Origin of the sequence: Methyloceanibacter sp. (genome assembly GCF_050728395.1) — a bacterium.
GTDB lineage: Bacteria > Pseudomonadota > Alphaproteobacteria > Rhizobiales > Methyloligellaceae > Methyloceanibacter.
This window is the reverse complement of the sequence record NZ_JBOHJB010000014.1, coordinates 17,820-39,468: the sequence shown is the minus strand read 5'-3', so window position 1 is coordinate 39,468 and position 21,649 is coordinate 17,820. Positions and strand designations below refer to the sequence as shown.

General features: G+C 63.7%; 16 protein-coding genes. 3 read left to right on the top strand and 13 right to left on the bottom strand.

The genetic code is table 11. The features are described from left to right. Positions 1 to 85: 85 nt before the first annotated feature. The 7 genes from ACREC7_RS04280 to ACREC7_RS04250 form a co-directional block, all read right to left on the bottom strand. The gene (locus ACREC7_RS04280) at positions 86 to 454 is read right to left on the bottom strand and encodes a HesB/IscA family protein (protein WP_431554454.1); all 369 of its coding nucleotides are present in this window, start codon (positions 452 to 454) and stop codon (positions 86 to 88) included. Positions 455 to 493: 39 nt separating this feature from the next. After that, positions 494 to 886, bottom strand: coding sequence for an SUF system Fe-S cluster assembly protein (locus ACREC7_RS04275; protein ID WP_431554453.1), 393 nt, complete (start codon positions 884 to 886; stop codon positions 494 to 496). A gap of 14 nt (positions 887 to 900) precedes the next feature. After that, positions 901 to 2,166, bottom strand: a complete 1,266-nt coding sequence (locus tag ACREC7_RS04270; protein WP_431554452.1) for a cysteine desulfurase — start codon at positions 2,164 to 2,166, stop codon at positions 901 to 903. Between the two features lie 12 nt (positions 2,167 to 2,178). Next, positions 2,179 to 3,528, bottom strand: a complete 1,350-nt coding sequence (sufD, locus tag ACREC7_RS04265) for a Fe-S cluster assembly protein SufD (RefSeq protein WP_431554451.1) — start codon at positions 3,526 to 3,528, stop codon at positions 2,179 to 2,181. Between the two features lie 9 nt (positions 3,529 to 3,537). Then, positions 3,538 to 4,296 carry a Fe-S cluster assembly ATPase SufC gene (gene sufC / locus ACREC7_RS04260; protein WP_431554450.1) on the bottom strand — a complete coding sequence of 253 codons (759 nt, stop codon included), beginning with the start codon at positions 4,294 to 4,296 and terminating at the stop codon, positions 3,538 to 3,540. A 173-nt stretch (positions 4,297 to 4,469) separates the two neighbouring features. Beyond that, a complete protein-coding gene (sufB, locus tag ACREC7_RS04255) occupies positions 4,470 to 5,942 on the bottom strand; it encodes a Fe-S cluster assembly protein SufB (RefSeq protein WP_431554449.1) in 1,473 nt (490 codons plus the stop codon). Between the two features lie 24 nt (positions 5,943 to 5,966). Next, entirely contained in the window at positions 5,967 to 7,124 is a 1,158-nt protein-coding gene (locus ACREC7_RS04250; protein ID WP_431554448.1) for a cysteine desulfurase family protein, read from the bottom strand. A 264-nt stretch (positions 7,125 to 7,388) separates the two neighbouring features. On the opposite strand from ACREC7_RS04250, the gene ACREC7_RS04245 reads away from it, so the two are divergent. After that, positions 7,389 to 8,054, top strand: coding sequence for an alpha/beta hydrolase (locus ACREC7_RS04245; protein WP_431554447.1), 666 nt, complete (start codon positions 7,389 to 7,391; stop codon positions 8,052 to 8,054). A 30-nt stretch (positions 8,055 to 8,084) separates the two neighbouring features. On the opposite strand, the gene ACREC7_RS04240 is transcribed toward ACREC7_RS04245, so the two are convergent. Both ACREC7_RS04240 and ACREC7_RS04235 read right to left on the bottom strand, forming a co-directional pair. Then, on the bottom strand, positions 8,085 to 8,624 hold the full coding sequence (locus tag ACREC7_RS04240; protein ID WP_431554446.1) for a hypothetical protein: 540 nt from the start codon (positions 8,622 to 8,624) through the stop codon (positions 8,085 to 8,087). Positions 8,625 to 8,950: 326 nt separating this feature from the next. Beyond that, positions 8,951 to 9,769: an anhydro-N-acetylmuramic acid kinase gene (locus tag ACREC7_RS04235; RefSeq protein ID WP_431554463.1), complete on the bottom strand. Its 819-nt coding sequence runs from the start codon at positions 9,767 to 9,769 to the stop codon at positions 8,951 to 8,953. 83 nt (positions 9,770 to 9,852) lie between these two features. Between ACREC7_RS04235 and tyrS the strand changes: the two genes are divergently transcribed. Next, positions 9,853 to 11,106, top strand: a complete 1,254-nt coding sequence (gene tyrS / locus ACREC7_RS04230; protein WP_431554445.1) for a tyrosine--tRNA ligase — start codon at positions 9,853 to 9,855, stop codon at positions 11,104 to 11,106. A 15-nt stretch (positions 11,107 to 11,121) separates the two neighbouring features. On the opposite strand, the gene ACREC7_RS04225 is transcribed toward tyrS, so the two are convergent. Continuing rightward, entirely contained in the window at positions 11,122 to 14,976 is a 3,855-nt protein-coding gene (locus ACREC7_RS04225) for an AsmA-like C-terminal domain-containing protein (protein WP_431554444.1), read from the bottom strand. Between the two features lie 311 nt (positions 14,977 to 15,287). On the opposite strand from ACREC7_RS04225, the gene ACREC7_RS04220 reads away from it, so the two are divergent. Further along, entirely contained in the window at positions 15,288 to 15,824 is a 537-nt protein-coding gene (locus ACREC7_RS04220) for a bactofilin family protein (RefSeq protein WP_431554443.1), read from the top strand. Positions 15,825 to 15,850: 26 nt separating this feature from the next. On the opposite strand, the gene prfB is transcribed toward ACREC7_RS04220, so the two are convergent. The 3 genes from prfB to ACREC7_RS04205 form a co-directional block, all read right to left on the bottom strand. Further along, positions 15,851 to 16,967, bottom strand: a protein-coding gene (gene prfB, locus ACREC7_RS04215) for a peptide chain release factor 2 (protein ID WP_431554442.1) whose coding sequence is annotated in 2 segments (ribosomal slippage) — positions 15,851 to 16,897 and positions 16,899 to 16,967 — 1,116 coding nt in all. Because the reading frame shifts where the segments join, the coding sequence is not laid out codon by codon here. 78 nt (positions 16,968 to 17,045) lie between these two features. Next, positions 17,046 to 19,565: a penicillin-binding protein 1A gene (locus tag ACREC7_RS04210; RefSeq protein WP_431554462.1), complete on the bottom strand. Its 2,520-nt coding sequence runs from the start codon at positions 19,563 to 19,565 to the stop codon at positions 17,046 to 17,048. A 250-nt stretch (positions 19,566 to 19,815) separates the two neighbouring features. After that, the gene (locus ACREC7_RS04205; protein ID WP_431554441.1) at positions 19,816 to 21,051 is read right to left on the bottom strand and encodes an N-acetylmuramoyl-L-alanine amidase; all 1,236 of its coding nucleotides are present in this window, start codon (positions 21,049 to 21,051) and stop codon (positions 19,816 to 19,818) included. Between the last annotated feature and the right edge of the window lie 598 nt (positions 21,052 to 21,649).

Here is a 21,649-nt window from a genome sequence, read left to right as displayed (position 1 = left end):
TACGGGAGAGCGGCCACGTGCTCCATCTCTCCCCTCGACTGGGAGGGTGGCGAGCCGGCTGAAAGCCGGATCGCCGGGTGGGGCGCTATTCCCGGTGGCCGGTTTGAGCAGCAGGGGTGAGCGACACGGATTCGCCACAGCCGCAAGAGCCGGTCTGGTTTGGATTGTTGAACACGAAGCCAGAGCTCATGCGGTCGGCGCGGTAGTCCATCTCGGTACCGAGCAGGAACATCACCGCGGTCGGGTCGATGAGGATGCGCACGCCCTTGTCCTCGACCACCTCGTCATGCGGCGCCTTCGTCTCGGCATAGCTCATCGTGTATTCCATGCCGGCGCAACCGCCCTTCTTCACGCCGATGCGCAGGCCGGTAGCGTCTTTGCCCGAGGCCGATATGAGCGCGCGGATGCGCTCGGCGGCGGCATCGGTCAGGGTCATGAGTTTCGGTAGGGTCATGAGTCTCAACTTGGGATAGATCGGGGTGAGGTTCAAGCCTCAGAACATGTTCAGCGCAAGACGCGCCTCGTCCGACATGCGGCTCGGGTCCCAGGGCGGATCGAACACGAGCTTGACCTTAACCTGCCCGACGCCGGGAACCGAGGCCACGGCGTTCTCCACCCAGCCGGGCATATCGCCGGCAACGGGGCAGCCAGGCGCGGTCAAGGTCATGTCCACCTCGATATTGCGCTCTTCGTCGGCGTGGAGCCGGTAGATGAGGCCAAGCTCGTAGATATCCACGGGGATCTCCGGGTCGAACACGGTCTTGAGCGCGGCAACGAGGTCGTCCTTGAGCTGGTCGTGCTCCGGCGCAGGCGCGGCAGGAGCCGCCTCTGCGGGCGCCTCGGCGTCTGCTGCTCTCTCCTCGTTCTCTTGACTCTTTTCAGTCATTTGCGTCATTCGCCTCAAGCGAACATATCATGCGCCTTGGCAAGCGCCTCGACCAGCCGGTCCACCTCTTCGACGGTATTATACATGGCGAAGGAGGCCCGTGCAGTCGAGGTAACGCCATATCGTGCGAGCAGCGGCTCGGCGCAATGGGTTCCGGCCCTAATGGCCACCCCATAACGGTCGAGGATCGTGCTTACGTCGTGGGGGTGGGCGCCTTGCATCTCGAAGGAGATGATCGAGCCCTTGGGCTTGGCGCGGCCGAAGATGCGGAGCCAGTTGATCTCGCCGAGGCGCTCCATGGCATAGGCAAGCAGCTTATCCTCATGCGCCTTGATGGCCTCGCGCCCGACGCTTTCAACATAGTCGATTGCCGAGCCGAGCCCGATCGCCTGCACGATGGCCGGCGTGCCCGCTTCGAAGCGGTGGGGCGGTGGCGCATAGGTGATGCGCTCGGTGGTCACCGTGCCGATCATCTCGCCACCACCCTGATAGGGCCGCATGGCTTCGAGCAGCTGCTTTTTGCCGTAGAGCACGCCGATTCCGGTCGGGCCGTAGAGCTTGTGGCCGGTGAAAGCATAGAAATCGACGTCGAGGTCCTGAACGTCGACAGGGAGATGTACGGCCCCTTGGGCGCCGTCGACCAGCACCGGAATGCCGCGGGCGTGCGCCATGCGCACCACCTCCTTGATCGGCACGATGGTGCCGAGCACGTTCGACATATGGGTGATGGCGACCATCTTGGTGCGCGGGGTGAGCAGCGCCTCGAATTTGTCGAGCAACAGCTCGCCGTCGTCGGAGATCGGCGCCCATTTCAGGACCGCGCCCTGCCGCTCCTTCAGGAAATACCAGGGCACGATGTTGGAATGGTGCTCCATGATGGAGAGCACGATCTCGTCACCCTCGCCGATATGCGGGCCGCCATAGGAGCTCGCCACCAGGTTGATGGCTTCCGTGGCGTTGCGGGTGAAGATGATCTCGGCGTCGGAGCGCGCATTGATGAAGCGGCGCACCGTCTCGCGCGCCTTCTCGAAATTCGCGGTGGACAGGTTGCTTAGGTAGTGCAGGCCGCGATGGACGTTGGCGTATTCCTCGCTATAGGCGCGCTCGATGGTGTCGAGCACCAGCCTCGGCTTTTGCGCCGAGGCGCCGTTGTCGAGATAGACGAGAGGGCGCCCATGGATCTTCTGCGTCAGGATCGGGAAGTCGGCGCGGATGGCATCGACGTCATAGGCAACGGGTCTTGCGCTTGGCTCGGCTAGGGATTTCGGCAAGATCGTCATGGTCATCCGCCGTCAATCGAAGCTAACGCCGAGCCATTCGGCCGACGCCTTGGCAAGCGCCTCTCTCAGGCCCTCATGCTCGATGCGCTCGACCGCCTCGCCGACAAAAGCCTGGATCAGAAGCGCGCGGGCCTGGTCCTCGGGAATACCGCGAGCCTCGAGGTAGAACAGCAGATCCTCATCGATCTGGCCCGAGGTCGAGCCGTGGCCGCACACCACGTCGTCGGCAAAGATCTCAAGCTCAGGCTTTGAGTCGAACTCCGCCGTCTCGGACAACAATAGCGCCTGGGCCATCTGCTTACCGTCGGTCTTCTGCGCGCCGGGCGACACGACGATCTTACCCTGGAACACGCCACGTGCCTCGTTGTCGAGCACGGCCTTGAACAGCTCGCGGCTCGTGCAGCGCGGCACGCGGTGCTCGACGAGCAGGGTCGTGTCGCAGTGCTGGTGATCGCGCATCAGAAGCGCGCCCGACACGTCGAGGGACGACCCCTCGCCGGTGAAGGCCGCATAGATCTGGCTGCGCGACAGCGCCGCTCCGGTCGAGAACTGAAAGGCCTTGTAGTTGGCGTCGGCGTCGATCTTCACCAGCCAGGTCACGAGGTGGAAGGCCGCCTCCTCTTCGCGCTGGAGCTTGACGTGGTTGAGGCCAGCTCGGTCGCCGATTTCGACCTCGGTCACCGCGTTGCGTTGGATTTCACGGCCGCCAAGGCTTGCGTAGCTCTCCAGGAGATCGAGCGAAGCGCCGTCCTCGACGAGGACGACGTTGCGCGTGACCACGCTCACAGGCTCGCCGCCATCGATGTGGATGAGGTGGACCGGCTTGTCGAGGGTGACGCCCTTCCCGAGGCGCAAGCCGACGCCGCCGCTCATCAATGCGAGGTTCAAGGCCACGACCGGATCGCGGTCCTGAGGGTTGATCTTGCCGAGCGCGGCCTTGAGCCAGCGCGGAGGCTTGTGCAAGGCCTCGGTGATGGAGACGACTTCGGCGCCGGCCGACTTCAGCCCGACAAGATCTGACAGCTCGGCCCTGAGCTCGCCTTCGACGATGACCAGCCGGTAGGCCGGTAGCCCTGCGATCTCGGCTCCGAGCGCTTTCTCAAGCTCAGCTTCGGTGACGGCGGCGCCGGTCGCACGCGCGAGCGGCAGAGCCTCGGTGAGGCGGGAGCGCAAGTCGGTGTATTTCCAGGCCTCGACCCGGCGGTGCGGCAGCCCGAGCGCGGCATAGGCGTCGATCGCCTTGGCGCGCAGATCGGCGACCCAAGGGTTGCTGGCGCCGGGCAGCCCCTGCTCGGCCGCGTTGAACAAGTCGACGAAGGCTTGCTCGGCGCGCGTCTGGAACTGCTTGACCGGAAGCTCCATGCCGTCCCCTTACGCCGCCGCGTCGGCAGCATCGCCGAACTCTGCGTAGCCCGACTCCTCAAGCTCGAGCGCAAGCTCAGGGCCGCCGGAGCGCGCCACGCGGCCGTCTGACAGAACATGCACCCGGTCAGGCACGATGTAGTCGAGCAGCCGCTGATAGTGGGTGATCACCAGCATGGCGCGTTCGGGGCTGCGCAGCGCGTTGACGCCCTCGGCCACGATGCGCACCGCATCAATGTCGAGGCCTGAATCGGTCTCGTCCAGGACGCAGAGCGACGGATCGAGCAGCGACATTTGCAGGATCTCGTTACGCTTCTTCTCGCCGCCGGAGAAGCCGACGTTGAGCGGCCGGCGCAGCATCTCCGGGTCGATCTTCAGCTCCGCAGCCTTCTCCCGCACGAAGCGGAGGAAGTCCGGCGTGGAAAATTCAGGCTCCCCGCGCGCCTTGCGCACGGCGTTGGCGGCCGCACGCAGGAAGGTCATGGTGGCGACGCCGGGGATCTCCATCGGATATTGGAAGGCGAGAAAGACGCCGGCAGCAGCGCGATCGCTCGGGTCCATGGCGAGCAGGTCCTGGCCGTTCCAAGTGACCGTGCCGGCGGTGACCTCGTAGTCCTGCTTGCCGGCAAGCACATAAGCGAGTGTCGACTTGCCGGAGCCGTTAGGGCCCATGATGGCATGGACCTGGCCCTTGGGCAGTTCGAGGTCGAGGCCTTTGAGGATCTCGCGGCCATCGACATTGACGTGAAGGTTCTTGATCTCAAGCATTAGGATTCTTCTCTAACTCTTTGGCGTTGACTCAGGTTTTGACTCGGCCTCTTCACGCTCGTCATTGCCGGGCTTGACCCGGCAATCCATTCCATTGGCGCTTCAACTCGCCGAGACGGAACGGCATGGATGACCGGGTCAAGCCCGGGCATGACGTGATGTTTGTGGCTTGACTATCCGACACTGCCCTCCAGCGAGATGCCGATGAGCTTCTGCGTCTCGGCCATGAACTCCATGGGGAGATGCTGGAGCACGTCGCGGACAAAGCCGTTGACGATCAGGGCCACAGCCTCCTCAGGCGAAAGGCCGCGGGAGAGGCAGTAGAACAGCTGGTCATCTGAGATCTTCGAGGTGGTCGCCTCGTGCTCGAAGGTGGCCGACGCGTTCTTGGCTTCGATATAGGGCACGGTGTGCGCGCCGCATTTGTCGCCGATGAGGAGCGAATCGCAATTGGTGAAGTTGCGCGCATTGGTCGCCCGGCGGTGCGCCGAGACGAGCCCGCGATAGGTGTTGTTGGAGTGGCCCGCGGCGATGCCCTTGGAGATGATGCGGCTCGACGTGTCCTTGCCGAGATGGATCATCTTGGTGCCGCTATCGACCTGCTGATAGCCGTTGGAGATGGCGATCGAGTAGAACTCGCCGCGCGAACCATCGCCGCGAAGGATGCAGCTCGGGTACTTCCAGGTGATGGCCGAGCCGGTCTCCACCTGCGTCCAGGAGATCTTCGAGTTCTTGCCCCGGCAATCGCCGCGCTTGGTGACGAAATTGTAGATGCCGCCTTTGCCCTGCTTGTCGCCTGGATACCAGTTCTGCACCGTTGAATATTTGATCTCGGCGCCGTCGAGCGCGATAAGCTCGACCACGGCGGCGTGCAATTGGTTCTCGTCGCGCATCGGCGCGGTGCAGCCTTCGAGGTAGCTGACATAGGCGCCCTTGTCGGCGATGATCAGGGTGCGCTCGAACTGGCCGGTCTGCTCCGCATTGATGCGGAAATAGGTGGAGAGCTCCATCGGGCAACGGACGCCTTCCGGCACATAGACGAAGCTGCCGTCGGAATAGACCGCGGAGTTGAGCGTGGCGAAGAAATTGTCGGTGATGGGCACGACCGAGCCGAGATATTTCTTCACGAGTTCGGGGTGGTTCTGCACCGCTTCGGAAATCGAGCAGAAGATGACTCCGGCCTTGGCCAGCTCCTCCTTGAAGGTCGTGACCACGGACACCGAGTCGAACACGGCATCGACGGCGACGCGCGGCGCTCCCTTCACGCCAGCCAGCAGCTCCTGCTCTTTGAGCGGGATGCCGAGCTTGGCGTAGGTCTCGAGCAGCTCGGGATCGACCTCGGCGAGGCTCTTAGGACCTTCGGTGCTCTTCGGCGCGGAATAGTAATAGAGATCCTGATAATCGATCTTGGGGTGATGCACATTCGCCCAGGTGGGCTCCTGCATGGTGACCCAACGGCGATAGGCCTCAAGCCGCCAATCGAGCAGCCACTCAGGCTCCTTCTTCTTCGCCGAGATGAAACGGACCACGTCCTCGGAGAGGCCTTTCGGGGCCTTGACCGATTCGATGTCGGTGAAGAAGCCGTATTTGTACTTGTCGACGTCGATCTCGCGAACGCGGGCGACTGTCTCTTGCACTGCCGGCATGGCTCTACTCCAAAGTCCTTGTTGTCATGCGGCCGTTAAGGCCGCCTCCTGGTGCTGCCGCATCCGCTTGACCAGCTCGCTCCAGGCACCAATGAATCTCCCGATATCGGCACTCACGGTGCCAAAACCAAGGCTTACCCGGATGGCGCCTTGGGCAAGCTCCGACGGAAGCCCCATGGCACTCAATACATGCGAGGCCTCGACCTTTCCCGACGAGCAGGCGCTGCCGGCGCTCACCGCGACGCCGGCGAGATCGAGCCCGATGACCAGGGTTTCGGCCTTGGTGCCGGGCACCGCTAGGCAGCTCGTATTCGGCAGCCGCGCCACCCGTCCCGAGACCACCACCGTGTCCGGCTCGACCTCAAGCGCTCTTCCCTCCAGCTCGTCGCGGAGAGCGGCGAGCTCAGCCGCTCTATCTACTTCCGCCGCGGCGAGTTCAGCAGCGACGCCGAAGCCGACGATGCCGGCGACATTCTCGGTGCCGGCGCGGCGCCGCCGCTCCTGGCCTCCGCCCTTGATCAAGGGCTCGACCGCGACGCCTTCGCGCAGCACGAGAGCGCCGACGCCCTTGGGACCGCCGATCTTGTGCGCCGAAAGCGTTATCATGTCGGCGCCAAGCGCGCCGAAATCGAGCGGCAGCCTGCCGGCGACCTGAACCGCATCAGTGTGCATAAGACCGCCCGCCGCATGGACGATTTCAGCAGCCGCAGCAACCGGCTGGATGGCGCCGGTCTCGTTGTTGGCGGCCATCAGCGAAACGAACGGCCTCCACCCTCCAAGATGGTGTTTGGCAAGCTCTTTCTCAAGCACGTCGAGCTCGACAACCCCATCGGCCGACACTGGAATCCGGCTTGTGCTTTCGCGATAGAACCTGCCTCCGGCGAGCACCGAAGGATGCTCGACCGCCGAGATGTAACAGTGCCAGGCCTCGCCGCTTTGCGCGGCAAGCGCGAGCGTATTCGCCTCGCTGCCGCCGCTGGTGAAGATCACGTCCTCAGGCTTGGCGCCGGCCAGAATTGCAACCTTCGCCCGTGCGGATTCGACGAGCGCCCTCGCCGCCCGGCCTTCGGCATGCACCGAGGAGGGATTGCCATGAGTGTCCAGGGCGGCAACCATGGCCTCGCGCACCTCAGGCCGAAGCGGAGCGGTAGCGTTGTAATCGAGATAGGAACGCGTCGTCATGCCTCAGAAGCTCGCAGACCAAAGGGCCGCCGTTAGCGCTTGCACGAGCCCCCATCGCGCATGCTATGAAGCGCGGCCCGAGGCTTGGACCGCTCCATCACCACAAAAGGCCGGAGCGTCCTTGTTTGGAACAATTCTAAATCTTATGTTTGTATAGGATTCCTGAGCGGCAGAGTCAAGTTTTGCGGCGGCGCGACCGCCATTGTCGAGGCTCCTCGCCCCTCTCCCCATCGTCGAAATTGCTGCGTTTGAGGTCAAGACTTCATGCCTGAGGTGAATATCAACGGCCCGGCCGGTCGGATCGAAGCCCGTTACCACCACAACCCCCGGCCGAACTCGCCGGTTGCGCTGATTCTGCACCCGCATCCGCAGTTCGGCGGCACCATGAATAACCAGGTTGTCTATCACCTATATTACGCTTTTCAGCGGCGTGGGTTCTCGGTGTTGCGCTTCAACTTCCGCGGGGTTGGGCGGAGCGAGGGGCTGTTCGACAACGGCCCCGGCGAATTGGCCGATGCCGCCACGGCGCTCGACTGGATGCAAGCCTATAACGCCGACGCAGGCTCGTGCTGGATCTGCGGCGTGTCGTTCGGCGCCTGGATTGCCATGCAGCTCCTGATGCGCCGGCCCGAGGTCGAAGGCTTCATCTCCGTGGCGCCTCCCGCCAATCTCTACGACTTCACCTTCTTAGCGCCGTGCCCCTCCTCAGGCTTGATGGTGAACGGCGCCAAGGACCGGGTGGTGCCGACCGAGTCGGTGCGCGGGCTCGTTGACCGGCTCAAGACCCAGAAGGGCATCGTCATCGACCATGCCACCGTTCCGGACGCGAACCATTTCTTCGAGGGCCGCATGGACGGTCTTATGGAAGTGGTCGACACCTATCTCGACAAGCGGCTGGGCAAAAGGAAGAAGCGAGAAACCGCAGCCTGATCACCGGGTCCTGTATTCAGCAACCCGAGCTCAGAATCCTTCCTTTTCAAGCCGAAGTCTTTCTTCGTGGAGATCTAGGGGCTCCGCTTCATTGCCAATCTTCTCGCGTTCGATCACGCCGCTCGTCAGGTCCTGCTTCAGGGCGTTCATACCGTCCTCATCCCAAACCTTGGACGCACAGGGCAAAAATCCTTCCAAATAGATAATCGCCATCTCGCCTTCCCGCGCCCCTCTCGGCGCAGAGAGCTTCACGGAATCGTTCAGGCGCTTGCGCGAAGCCTCGGACAGAGGGGGCTCGCAGGCGCGCCATCGCGCCGCCGAGATCTCCGTATTGCCGGTGTGGGTGCGCTCTTGGAAAGAGAAGCCTCTCAGGCTAAGGCGACACTCATTTGGCGGCTCCCCGTTCCGCTGCACCACGAGAAACGCCTCGCCCCCGCGCGTGAGCCGAAACCGTCCGGCGAATGTTTCTTTGGTGCGCGGCGACCGGTAGTCAAATTCGCATTCAAGAACCGCCGGTTGATTTGATGTCAACCGTGCAAAGGCCGGCGCGTCCGCCGCGTCGACCTGCATACTGGGCGCCCCGAAAAGGATCACGATCGGAAGAAGGGCGCTCGCTCCTAAGTGCTGCATGAGTCGGCTGGTCTCGAAGGACGGATTGGCTCTGCGGGCTCTTACAACACTACGCGCCGGCCGAAACATATCAGTGCTGCCGATCGTTTTGCTACAGCACCGCGAACGAATCCGCGGCCTGATATTGGCTGGCGGTGGCCTCGATTCGTTGGAAATCACACAGCCCCCCGCACCCTATGCCCAGCGACTATGAGCCGATCAAAGACGCATCAGTCGCGGTCATCGGCGCTTATTTCGTCTGACACAAGAAGTGAAGGGTTGAAATCCTAGCACCGGGGGGCGCGGGCCAGGCGCCCTCCGGTGATCGGCTGCTTGACGCCGGTGGTACCCGGGAAGCTCAAGGGAAGCTTCCGCATCGATCGCACGGCGAGATAGGCGAAGGTCTCGGCAGCGAAATGGTCGGCAGGCCATCCCATCTCTTCGGCGCGATGAATGGGCGCGCCGAGGAGACCGCCGAGCGCCTCGAGCAACGCCGCATCGGCCCCGCCGGCAAGGAGCCAGACAAGAGGCCTGGCCGGAAGCCGCTCGGTCAGGTCGACCACGGCCCGGGCGGTGACGGGAGAGCCAACGTCGAAGGCCATCAGACTTCCGTCTTCGCCGATATAGGTCACGGTAGTGCGAGTGCCGGTTTCGACCACGACGAGCGGGCGCTCGATCCCGGCAGCTTCGGCAAGGGCGCGGTGATAGACAGGGTCGAGCGGTCTTCCCTGACCCCCGGCGTCGATATCGGCCGAGGCGAAATCGTAGACGACGTCGATGCCGGTCGCCCGTGCCAACGCTTCGCCAAAATCGATCCTGCCGGCCGTCTCGGTCTCAAGTCCGATAAGGGCGATGGCGTCACGCGTCAGCGCAAAGCTCTCAAGGAAATGCTTGACCGCATCGGCGCAGAACTCGACCAGGTCTTGCTCGATCTTGGCAAGACGACCTTTGGCAATGGCCTCGTTCAGATCTTCCCGCTGCTCGGGACTGAGGGGAAAGGTCAGGCTTTGCCGGCGCTCCAGCCGGCGCTCGCCGTCGGTCGCCACAAGTGCGACATCGATGCCTTCCAGCGCGGCAGCGCTCATCATCCCGATCACCGTCATCACGCTGTGCAAGCCTCTCTCCTTCCCGTGCAATTCCCACCTAAACCTGATACAGGCTCGCTGATATCCGCATCCGGGCAGCCATCATGAGCACGACCAAATCGGAGTTCCTCAACGAGCTTAAAGCCCGCGGCTATATCCACCAAGTGACCGACGAAGCCGGCCTCGACCAGCTCGCTAGATCCGGGCGCATGACCGGCTATATCGGCTTCGATTGTACCGCGCCGAGCCTGCATGTCGGCAATCTGCTCGGGATCATGATGCTGCGCAAGTTGCAGCAAGCCGGGCACAAGCCGATCGTACTGATCGGCGGGGGCACCACCAAGGTCGGCGATCCTTCCGGCAAGGACGAGGCGCGCAAGCTCCTCACCGATGCCGAGATCGCCGCCAATATCGGCGGCATCGAGTCCGTGTTCGGCAAATTCGTGAGCTTCGGGACGAGCGGCAGCGACGCGCTCATGGTCAACAATGCCGACTGGCTCGACGAGCTCAACTACATCGATTTCCTGCGCGACTACGGGCGCCATTTCAGCGTCAACCGCATGCTCTCCTACGATTCGGTGAAGCTCAGGCTCGAGCGCGAGCAGCCGCTTTCCTTCATCGAGTTCAACTACATGGTGCTGCAGGCCTACGACTTCGTCGAACTCTACCGCCGCTTCGGGTGCCGGCTGCAGATGGGTGGATCGGACCAATGGGGCAACATCGTCAACGGCATCGAGCTTGGGCGCCGTACCGACGGGGTGGAGCTGTTCGGGCTCACCACGGCGCTGCTCACCACGGCGTCTGGCGCCAAGATGGGCAAGACCGCCTCTGGCGCGGTATGGCTCAACCCCGACATGCTGAGCCCCTACGACTATTGGCAATATTGGCGGAACACCGAGGATGCGGATGTCGGCCGCTTTCTCAAGCTGTTCACCGAGGTGCCGTTGTCCGAGGTCGATCAGCTGGCGAGCCTGCAAGGGGCCGAGCTGAACGATGCGAAGAAGGTGCTGGCCACCGAGGCCACTTCATTGCTGCATGGGCGCGAGGCCGCTGACCGGGCCGAAGCCACGGCGCGCGCCACTTTCGAGCAAGGCACGATCTCGCAGACGCTCCCCACCTTCGAGCTGCCGCGGGCCGAGCTTGAGAAAGGCTGGGGCGTGTTGACCGCCAACACCCATGTTGGCTTCGTGTCCTCGACCAGCGAAGCGCGCCGCCAGATCAAGGGAGGCGGCCTCAAGGTGAACGACACGACGGTCACCGACGAGAAGCGGCTGTTGACGCTCGCCGATCTCACGCCAGAGGGCGTGATCAAGCTGTCGCTCGGCAAGAAGCGGCACGTGCTGATCCGCCCGGTATAGAAGCGGCCGACCGGCCTAGTGTGCGAGGTCGCCGAAATCTGATGGGGGCGATGTCGCGGTCGAGGCGGCGTTCTGTCCCTCGCCTCTGAACTCGAAGATCTGACGGAAGATTCCCGGCGCCACCACCGACATCGGATTGACCAGCACGTTCGGGTCGTCGAGCTGCCCCTGGATGGCGAAGGTGATGCCGACGACGCCTTCTCCCTGCCGTCCGACGAAGATGCCACCAAGAATTGGAATCGCACCGAGCGCCGAGTTGAGACCATAGAGGGGCACATAGGTGCCCCCGAGATTGACCGTCTGCGATTTGAAGTCGACGCGGCCGCGCATGGTGGCGCCGAGCTGCGGCCCATTCACGTAGGCGTCGTTCAACTGAAACTGTCCCTTGCCCACCGAGAACGGCGCGCGAAGCTGGCTGAAGCCGATACGGCTTTGCCGCACCTCCTTCTTGCGCTCGCTGCCCAAGGCGGCCTGAGATTGCGGATCGGTGAGCACGTCGCTGACCACCGAATCGCCGAGCACGGTGAAGTCGCGCACCCACAAGGTGCCGGTCTTCGTTCCGGGCTCGCTCGTATCGAGATTGACCTCGAGCGAGGCTTCGCCGCCCTCGACCTTGGGATAGAAACCGATAAGGCGGAAGGCAGCGCCGGCGTCGCGCGACTCAGCGCGGATGATGCGCGCACCATTCGCTTGCTCGAGCTTCACGGCGAGCGGCATGCGGCCGTTGAGCTTGGCGGTGGCGTCCAGCGCCACGAGGCGCCCAGCCCGCTTTTGCAGCGTGACCTGGGCGTCGGTGGCGGTCGAGTCGTAGAAGCCCGCCACGGTGCCGATCCGCGCCGTCAGATCGACGCTGAACGGGTCCGGTGCATCGGAATCCTCGGCAAGCTGCCCAGCGGAGAACAGAGATTGGAAGAATTGCTTGCCGTTATAGCTCGGGCCATGGGCGTCGACTTCGAGCACGTTGCCGTCGCGCACCGTGGCATTGATCTCGACATGGGTAAGCCGGTCGAAGGAAAAGTCGGAGAAGTAGAAGGATTTGAGATGCTGCTCGGGGGTCAGAGAGATCGAGCCGTCGATGGCGATGTCGTCGCCGAGGATTTTGAGGTTGGTAAGATCGGTTGAGCCGTCTTCGCTTTGCGCCACGTCGAATTGCATGGTGGCCCGGCGCCCCGGAGGCTTAGTCCAGCCCATATTGCCGAAGATGAGCTGGGCTTGGGTCAAGTCCGCCTGCATGCTGAGGGCTTGGGCGCCTTGCGCATTGCGCCCGACGGACAGCGTGACGGGAAGCGGCCCGCGCAGCAAATGCGAGATCTTGAGCCCGAGAGCCTCGCGCGCATTCTCATCGAGCGTCGTGCTAATCCTGATCGGCGGCTGGCGCTCCTCTGGCTCGTAGAAGATGCGCTGCCAGGCGAGCTCGGCCGGCAGGCCCTTGATCAGAATTTGACCGCGCGCGTCGAGCGCCTGCTCGGTGACGTTCACGTCGATCGCGCCGCCCTCGACGTTGAGATTGCCTACCACGTTGGCGGCGACCACCTGGTCGAGGCGCGCCTCGCCGCGCATCTTGACGTCCGTGAATTTGAGGTCTTCGCGCATCGGCATGTCGAGAACGAAACTTCCTGTAGCCGTTCCGCCAAAAGAGTCGGGCTTCATGCCTACTGCCTGCATGTAGCCGAGAGGCTCATGGTCGAGCAGCTCAAGCGCGGTCGCGGTGGTGCTAGCCGCCTTGAAAGAGATCTGGGCCTGTTGCGGGTCTGGGCGCAGGTCGGGGATGAAGTAGCGGCCTTCAGTGAGGGCAATCTCCTGACCTGACGGCAGCACAATCTTCGCCTCCGGAATATCCACGGAGAAAATGAGTCCCGACAGCCTCATCTTGGCGTTGCCGGTGAGGATTGGCGGCAGCTTTTCGATATAGGTGAGGTTCATGTTGGCGAGATCGAGCTCCACATTCACGGCCTCAGGCGCGAGCTCGGCACCGGCCAGCGTGCGGGCAAGCTCGCCAGGCTCGAGCGAAACGGCGACCTTGCCGCCGAGCACCTCGCCCCCACGCACATTTTGCATGACCCATTTGCGCGCATCGCCGGCGAGGAATTTGGGCCAGAACTGCTTGAGCACGTCGATGGGCATGGGACTGACCGTGCCGGTCAGATGCACCTCCGGCGAGCCCGGTGCATCGGCGACACTGCCGGCGAGCTCGATCGAGGAGCTGCCGGAACGGATCACGAAACGGGAGAGCGTGACGCGCCCCTTATCGGGGGTGACGCTGCCTTCCGCCGACCATTCATCGACCTTGATCGGGGACAGCCCGAACTCCACGGCGGCGAGCACGGCGTCGTGCGCCCTGACCTTGAAGGTCCAGCTCGGCGCGCCGTGGTCCTCTCCCGCCGGGCTGAATTCGCCACTGATCGTGGCCTGGCTCTGCCCCCATTTGAGCGTCGAGGGCTTGATTTCGAACACCCCGGTCCTCTTCGCATAACGCACGTGCACATTGCCTTGGTCGATCTGCATGGCGTTGCCGGGATCCCAGGGCGGCGTGATATAGCCCTGCTCGAGCTTGAGATCGGCTTCGCCGGAACGGAAGTGGCCGGAGGTCGAGAGCTCGACGCTGGTCTCGCCGGAGACCGGAAGGTCGAGCGCCTTCAGCGCCGCAGCGGCAGGGAAGTTCTCGGCCAGTCCTGAGGGGACGAGATCCTGGATCAGGGCGGTGATGCTCAAACTCTTGCGCAAGAGGCGCTGCTCAGTGCGGAATTCGAGCTGCCAATTGCCTTTGCTGGTCGCAAGATCGGCCTGGCCCACAAGGATGCTGCGCTCGTTCTTGTGTTGAAGGTCAATGGAGAAGTCCGGCACCTGCCAGAGCGTCTGTCCTCCCTCCCGGCTCAGCACTACTTGCGCATCCTTGACGCCGAAGCGGGTGAGGTAGGAGGTGTTGCCGCGGCGCGCCCGCTCGAAGACATCGGCGACGGTCCGCGTCACGTCGAGCTGACGTCCGGCGCTGGTCGGCATGGACGGTTTGGCGATGACGCTTTCCGGGGGGGTTGCCGGCTGGACTTCGGGAACGGCCGGAGCGGCGCCGGGGACGGCGCCCTTGACGAACTTCTCAACGTCGCTGCTCGTGGGACGATAGAAGCTGAGCGACAGGCCGTTGTCCGAGGCATAGAACAACAGCCGCGGCCCGATGAAGTCGACGCTGCCCGGCGCGATGCGGCCGGAGAGCAGCGCAGCACCGCTCATGCCGATGGCGGCGAGCGGCGCCTGCGCCACGATCGAGCCGTCGGTGTCGATCAGGCGGATGTTGCGCAAACGGAACAGCACGCCGGGACCTTCGGGCGAGCGTTGCAGGATCGCGTCGTCGATCTTGACATGGAGGTCTGACAGCTCGCCGTTGATTGCATTCTCGATCATGGGGACGAGGCTCGGCAGCGAGATCGGACCGTGGGCTAGCCGGCCATAGCCGCCGACGATGGCGATCAGCCCAACGACCAGGATCCCTGCGAAAATCTCGCGGCATACATGGGCGCCGCCGGTCGAGATTTTCCTGAGCTCGAGCTGCACCGGCTCGGGCACGAGCTTGACGAGCGCCCTGCCCCGCGCGGGCAGCGTCATCAGCGCTCTGCTTCCTTCGGAGATCTTGACTAGCGCGCCTGCGACCGGCTCGCTTGTCGCGCCTGCTCCGGCCTCGCGCTTCCAGCGCTCGACGGTGCGGCGCAGGTTCGCGGTATAGAGCTTGAACCGCGTGGCGATGCGGCGAACGGCCGGCTGATCGGCCAGGACCTTGGCGCGCTCCCCCGTGCTCGCGCACAACGTGCGCAAGAGACCCACAAGCGCAAGCGGCTGCCTGGCTATGGGCAACAAGCGCTGCCTAAGCTCGCTCATGGCCCCTTTTTTCGATATCCCCCCAGAGTCAATGACATAAGAGGCGCGAAAATCGACCAAAGGAAGGCGATGGCCGTGCAAACGCCCCTGCCAAGGCTCGACCTTGGTCGGCCCAAGAGACCGGGAGATCGCCCATGACAAGCCGTGGAGGAGACGATATTCTTGGTTAAGGCTTCCTTGCTGGCTTTCTTGCGATCGCCAGGCAAACTCATTGATACGCGCTGCGGGAAATCGATTTTTCTTTTGCTGGGCTACGCGCCGTTCTCCTTTCGGCGCAAGGGGAAGGTTGCGTGTGTTGAGGAGGTACCATCATGTTTACCAAGAAGCCGGAGCGGGAGATGGGCGGCGATCCTCTGACGAAAATGTCTGACCGGCCGGCAAGCGAGACGACGCCGTTCGGCGAGCGCTCGCCGAGCTATGCTAAGAGCCCCGGCCCCAGCAAGCTCGTGCCGTCCATCATCGGCGAAGACCTGATGATCACCGGCAACGTGACCTCGAAAGGCGAGATCCAGGTCGACGGCGAAATCCAGGGCGACGTGCAATGCGGCTCGCTCTTGCTCGGCGATAAGTCGCAGATCACGGGCTGTGTGCTCGCCGAGGATGTCGTGGTGCGCGGCCGTGTGCTCGGCTCGATCCGGGGCTTGCGGGTGACGCTACAGGCGCAGTCCCATGTCGAAGGCGACATCTTTCACCAGAGCCTCGCCATCGAGCAGGGCGCGTATTTCGAAGGCAAATCGCGCCGCACCGACGATCCGCTGGGGACCAAGGCTGACAAGCCCGCCGCGGCAGCCGACAAGCCGCGGACGGAGCCTAACGCCGCTGGCGCTGCCCCGCGCGCGGCGGAATAGCGGCGTACGCCACCACCAGCAGGTCGTTACGTTGACGGCTGCTCGGCGTGGATACGCTCGGCGAGCGCCGCTTCTATGAATCGGTCGATATCGCCGTCAAGCACGGCCAACGGGTTGGTGCTCTCCATCCCGGTGCGCAGATCCTTCACGAGCTGGTAGGGCTGCAGCACGTAAGAGCGGATTTGGTGGCCGAAGCCGATGTCCGATTTGGCGGCCGCCGCGGCTTGCGCCTCCTCTTCCCGGCGCTTCAACTCAGCCTCGTAGAGCCGCGCCCGCAGCATGGCCCAGGCGGTCGCGCGGTTCTTGTGCTGCGACCGCTCGTTCTGGCATTGCACCACGATGCCGGTCGGCAGATGGGTGATGCGCACGGCGCTGTCGGTGGTGTTCACGTGCTGGCCGCCGGCGCCGCTCGAGCGGTAGGTGTCGATGCGCACGTCCTTGTCGTCGATGTCGATGGCGATGGTGTCGTCGACCGCGGGATAAACCGACACCGAGGCAAAGCTCGTGTGCCTCCTGGCATTTGAATCGAAGGGCGAGATGCGCACGAGCCGATGCACGCCCGACTCGGTCTTCAGCCAGCCATAGGCGTTGGCCCCCTTGATCAGGATGATGGCCGATTTGACGCCGGCTTCTTCGCCGGGGTGCTCGCCGATGATCTCGACCTTGTAGTCGCGCCCCTCGGCCCAGCGCATATACATGCGCTCGAGCATCTGCGCCCAATCCTGGCTCTCGGTGCCGCCGGCGCCGGCGTGGATCTCCACATAGCTGTCGTTGGAATCGGCTTCGCCCGAGAGCAGCGCTTCGACCTCGCGCTTATGCGCTTCGGCTCTGAGCTTCTTCAGCGCCGACTCGGCTTCCGAGATCACGCTCTCGTCGCCTTCTTCCTCCCCAAGCTCGACGAGCTCGATGTTGTCGTCGAGCTCGCGGGCGATACGGGTGAAGCTCGACAGCGCGGCTTCGAGCTGCTGACGCTCGCGCATCAGGCCTTGCGCGCGCGCCGGGTCGCTCCAGAAATTCGGCGCTTCGGCGAGCGCATCGAGATCGGCAAGCCGGCTCTTGACCCGGTCAGGGTCAAAGATGCCTCCTGAGCAGGGTCAAGGACTGCTTGATGTCGTTGACGACGGCCTCGGTTTCAGCACGCATCTCTTCCTCTGGTTTTCGAAATAGCGGAACGGCCGCCAGGATCGCCGTCCTGGCGACGGGTCCGAAAAATGTCAGCCTCTAGTAGAGTCCGCCGGTGCCCGATGTCAAAGCCCGGTCGTTGCCGGGGGCCGGGGGCGTCCCTGGCGGCGGTCCTGGTGCCTGCCCGGCTACGCTTCCTGGGAACGCCTCTTGCGGTCCGGCCTGACCGTACTCTTCGGCGGCAAGTCCGTCCGCCCCCTCGCCATCGGAGACGACCGCGCCCAAAGGCTCCTGGGTCGGCTTGAAAGCCTCCATGATCGCCTTGGGGTCGCCGGGGGTTGCGGGCAAGCCGGTCTTCAGATTGACCCGCACGAGCTTGATGCCGGCCGGGGCGCGGAAGGGAATTGGCGGCTGATCGGCAAGCGCGATCTTGAAGAAATCGCGGACCACGGGAGCGGAGACATTGCCACCGGTCTCGCCATGGCCGAGCGGCGAAGGATTATCGAAGCCGATATAGGCGCCCACCACGAGGTCAGGCGTGAAGCCGATGAACCAGGCATCCTTCTCGTCGTTGGTGGTGCCGGTCTTGCCAGCGATCGGCCGGTTCAGGACTTTAAGCTTCTGCGCCGTGCCGCGCTGGACCACGCCTTCCATGATGTGGATCATCTGGTAGGACGTCATCGGATCGATGATCTGCGGCCGGTCGTCGACGAGTTGCGGCTCTTGCTGGCCGCTCCATTCTCTTGCCGCGCAATCGGGGCACTCGCGGTCGTCGTGCTGCCAGATGGTGCGGCCGTAGCGGTCCTGGACGCGGTCGATCAGCGTCGGCTTCACCTGCTTGCCGCCATTGGCGATGATGCCATAGGCGCCAACCATGCGGATCAGCGTGGTTTCACCGGCGCCGAGCGCCATCGAGAGCATCGGCATCAGATTGTCGTACACGCCGAAGCGCCGCGCGTATTCGACAATGATGGGCATGCCCATGTCGTTGGACAGGCGGACCGTCATCAGGTTGCGCGAATGCTCGATGCCGAAGCGCAAGGTCGAGGGGCCGGCCGCGGAGCCGGCCTCATAGTTCTTCGGGCACCATTGCGGCATGCCAGCTCCCTGACTGATGCAGAGCGGGCCGTCGACGATGATGCTCGCCGGCGTGTAGCCGTTGTCGAGCGCGGTCGAATAGATGATCGGCTTGAAGGAGGAGCCTGGCTGGCGGCGCGCCTGCACGGCACGATCGAACTGGCTTTCGGCGAAGCTGAAACCGCCGACGAGCGCAAGCACGCGCCCGGTATGGGGATCCATGGCCACGATCGCTCCGCCGACGGCAGGGACCTGCTCGAGCGACCATTGTCCGGTGACGTCAGGCACCTTGTCGGTCGGCTCGCGCGGCGAGACATAGATCACGTCGCCAGGCTTGAGCGTGTCGGTCAGAACGCGCGGGCTCCCGCCCATGCCGTTCTTCAATTTGGGCCTCGCCCATTGCACCTCGCTGAACGGGATGGTGCCGGTCTCGCGCTCCTTGGAGAGCGCGCCGGTCGAGGTGCGGGTCGGACGCAAGCCGATCTTCGCGGTGTCCTTGTTGGCCTCGAGCACCACGGCAAGCCGCCACGGGTCGATGTCCGGCCACAAATTGATGGCGGCGAGCGTCTTGCCCCAGTCGCCTTCGAGACTGACGTTCTTCACCACGCCACGCCAGCCATGCCGGTGATCGTAGGCGACAAGCCCATCGACCAGCGTCTTGCGGGCGATCTTCTGCAGCCCGGGGTCGAGGGTGGTGCGCACCGAGAGGCCGCCGCCATAGAGCTTGTCCTCACCGAAGATATCGATGATGTCGCGGCGTACTTCCTCGGCGAAGAATTCCGACGCGGCTAATCTCGCGCCGGTCTGGCGCACCTGCACGCCGAGCGGCTCGGCCTTGGCCTTCTCGCCGTCCTCCTTGGTGACGAAGCCGTTCTCGACCATGCGGTCGACCACCCAGTTGCGGCGCTCGATGGCCCGCTCCGGATAGCGGAACGGGTTGTAGTTGCTCGGCGCCTTGGGAAGGGTGGCGAGATAGGCGCAATCGGCGATCGACAGCTCGTTGAGCGACTTGTCCCAATAGGTCTGGGCCGCGGCGGCGACGCCGTAGGCGCCGGCGCCGAGATAAATCTCGTTCAGATAGAGCTCGAGGATCTGCTCCTTGGTGAAGGCGCGCTCGATGCGGATGGCAAGGATCGCCTCCTTCAGCTTGCGCTCCATCGTCTGGTCGCTCGACAAGAGAAAGTTCTTGGCCACCTGCTGGGTGATGGTCGAGGCGCCGACCATGCGCCGGCCTGATTGCGCGCTCGACAGATTGGTCACAGCGGCGCGCAGGATGCCCTGAATATCGAGGCCGCCATGCTGATAGAAATTCTTGTCCTCGGCGGAGATGAAAGCTTCGGTGACGCGGTCTGGGATGGCGCTGAACGGCACATAGATGCGCCGCTCGCGGGCAAACTCGGCGATCAGGTTGCCGTCATTGGCGTGAATGCGGGTCATGACCGGAGGCTCGTATTTGGCGAGCACTTCGTAGTCCGGCAGATCCTTCGACACCTTCCACAAGACGAACGCCGCCGCAGCCGCCACGGCCACGAAAACGATCATGCTTGCGGCGAAGAGGAACCCGAAGAAGCGCAGCAAGAAGCCGCCGCGACGGCGACGCCGCCTTTGCTCGGGCGGCTGGATAGGAGCCGTAATGTCCATATTGATCCCGTCCCGTCCCCAATCTTTAGTCGCCTGCGGGGAGTGAGGCAACCCTAGCCAACATTATGGCAATAAAACGCTGCCGACTGCGGATTTCGTGTCGATTTTTGGGGGTAGCCGGACGAGGGGACCCAACACGCGACGATGACGCTCAGAACGGCATCCGCGCCACGCGCTTGGCAAAATAGGCGTCGATCGCCGCACCAACTTTGTCGGCCATGGCGCCCCGCCAGGCTTCAGAGGTGAGTCTCTTCTCGTCGTCCGGATTGCTCAAGAAGCCAAGCTCGAGCAGCACCGATGGCACGTCCGGCGATTTCAGCACGCGAAAGCCGGCTGATTTCAATGACTTTCGGTGCAGCTCGGCGGCGCTCATCTCGCCCACCACGGATCTCGCGAACACGATCGAGCGATTCTGCGTCTCGCGCTGGGCAAGATCGATCAGGATGTTCGCCACCACCTCGTCCCGGTCGGCCGGCAGGTCTACGCCGGCGATGGCGTCGGAGAAGTTCTCCTTGGCGGCGAGTTCCTTGGCCTCATCGTCGGAAGCACGCTCCGACAACGTGTAGACCGTGGCCCCGCTCGCTACGTCGGCATGCTTGGGGAAGGAATCGGCGTGGATCGACACGAATAGATTCGCACCCTTGCTTTGCGCAAACTCGACCCGCTCGCGCAGCGCAAGGAAGGTATCGCCCTCCCGCGTCAGGTAAACTTGGTAATCTCCCTTGGCTTCGAGCTTTTGCCTCAGCGTCTTGGCGAAGGCGAGCACGACTGCCTTTTCGGTGACGCCGTCGGCGCTCGCCGTACCGGGATCGATGCCGCCATGGCCCGGGTCGAGGATGACCACGGGCTTGGCCGCGGGGGTTTGCGCCTGCGGCTTAGGCTGAGGAATCGAGCCAACGATCGGCGAGCGCGCGGCGCGGAGCTTGGCGAGGAAGGTCGTGCGGTCGGTGGCGACGAGATCGACGACGACCCTGGCCGGCTGGTCAGCCCTTGCCTCGAGCACGAACGCCTTGTCGACGAGAAATGGGCCGCTCACGTCGATGACGATGCGCGATTTTCCCGGTGCGAACAGGCCATAACGGTAGCCGGTGACGAGCCCCCTCTTCTCGGTGCCGAGACCGGGCGGCATTTGGAAATTCACCTCCGGCAGATCGACGATGACGCGGTAGGGATCGGCAAGCGAAAAGACGTTGACGTCGACCTTCTTGGACAGGTCGGCGATGAAACGGGTGCGGCCGCGGTCGCCGGCCAGCCTCGCATCCTTGGCGACGGCCTCCCGCGGGCGCGCGTCGGCTTGCGGGATCGAAAACCCGACCCCCGCACACAGAATCGCAAGGAGAACAGCCCAGGCAGGGACAGCCCCCAGCAAGGCACTCACAGGTCGCATCTTCCCTCGCCTGCCCCGGCCCGACTTTGGGCCTGGTACTTATGCAGCACATCCGGGCCGGAGCCCGGACCCACCCGATTTGAGCCGGAAATCCCTTATGGATACCAGAATCTTAAAGCGTGTTGGTTAAGCGAAGCTTGTGACGCTTTGGGGGCGATTTGACAGGGAGGCTTGCCAAATCTCCCGCCTACCCCGTAATAAGGGACAGGCCCTATCCATTGGGCCATCCCGGGCGTCTTGGACGCTCTCTAGCGATACTGGCCCGGGACTTCGTTTGTTTCGCGCGTCAGGGCCTTAAAAGGGAAGCGGCCCAAGACGTCGGAAAGCCGGCGGCCGAGTGAGAGAAGGCCGCCACTCCAAGCTTCTCAGAACTCGCGCCAATCGCGGGTTAGGTTTTGCGATGCAGGTTCAAAGCACAGAACTAACCATAGGAAAAGGCGGAGCTTTCTTGCTCTCGCCCGGCACCTGTCCGGCGACCGAGGTCGGTCCCCGCGGGAGGCCTCCCATGCGTCATCGCAGCGAATCATGGTCTATTCAACTAAAGCGCGCGCAGCGCTCGGGCTCTACCTCGGTGCGGCAGGCTTTCGCACCCTCCCCG

What these genes read in the sequence shown, in the direction of transcription:
- ACREC7_RS04210 (WP_431554462.1), bottom strand. Translation starts at nt 19,565, where the DNA reads ATGATCGTTTTCGTGGCCGTGGCGGCTGCGGCGGCGTTCGTCTTGTGG.
- ACREC7_RS04270 (WP_431554452.1), bottom strand. Translation starts at nt 2,166, where the DNA reads ATGACGATCTTGCCGAAATCCCTAGCCGAGCCAAGCGCAAGACCCGTT.
- ACREC7_RS04220 (WP_431554443.1), top strand. Translation starts at nt 15,288, where the DNA reads ATGTTTACCAAGAAGCCGGAGCGGGAGATGGGCGGCGATCCTCTGACG.
- ACREC7_RS04225 (WP_431554444.1), bottom strand. Translation starts at nt 14,976, where the DNA reads ATGAGCGAGCTTAGGCAGCGCTTGTTGCCCATAGCCAGGCAGCCGCTT.
- tyrS (WP_431554445.1), top strand. Translation starts at nt 9,853, where the DNA reads ATGAGCACGACCAAATCGGAGTTCCTCAACGAGCTTAAAGCCCGCGGC.
- ACREC7_RS04275 (WP_431554453.1), bottom strand. Translation starts at nt 886, where the DNA reads ATGACTGAAAAGAGTCAAGAGAACGAGGAGAGAGCAGCAGACGCCGAG.
- ACREC7_RS04205 (WP_431554441.1), bottom strand. Translation starts at nt 21,051, where the DNA reads ATGCGACCTGTGAGTGCCTTGCTGGGGGCTGTCCCTGCCTGGGCTGTT.
- ACREC7_RS04240 (WP_431554446.1), bottom strand. Translation starts at nt 8,624, where the DNA reads ATGCAGGTCGACGCGGCGGACGCGCCGGCCTTTGCACGGTTGACATCA.
- ACREC7_RS04245 (WP_431554447.1), top strand. Translation starts at nt 7,389, where the DNA reads ATGCCTGAGGTGAATATCAACGGCCCGGCCGGTCGGATCGAAGCCCGT.
- ACREC7_RS04250 (WP_431554448.1), bottom strand. Translation starts at nt 7,124, where the DNA reads ATGACGACGCGTTCCTATCTCGATTACAACGCTACCGCTCCGCTTCGG.
- sufB (WP_431554449.1), bottom strand. Translation starts at nt 5,942, where the DNA reads ATGCCGGCAGTGCAAGAGACAGTCGCCCGCGTTCGCGAGATCGACGTC.
- ACREC7_RS04280 (WP_431554454.1), bottom strand. Translation starts at nt 454, where the DNA reads ATGACCCTACCGAAACTCATGACCCTGACCGATGCCGCCGCCGAGCGC.
- sufD (WP_431554451.1), bottom strand. Translation starts at nt 3,528, where the DNA reads ATGGAGCTTCCGGTCAAGCAGTTCCAGACGCGCGCCGAGCAAGCCTTC.
- sufC (WP_431554450.1), bottom strand. Translation starts at nt 4,296, where the DNA reads ATGCTTGAGATCAAGAACCTTCACGTCAATGTCGATGGCCGCGAGATC.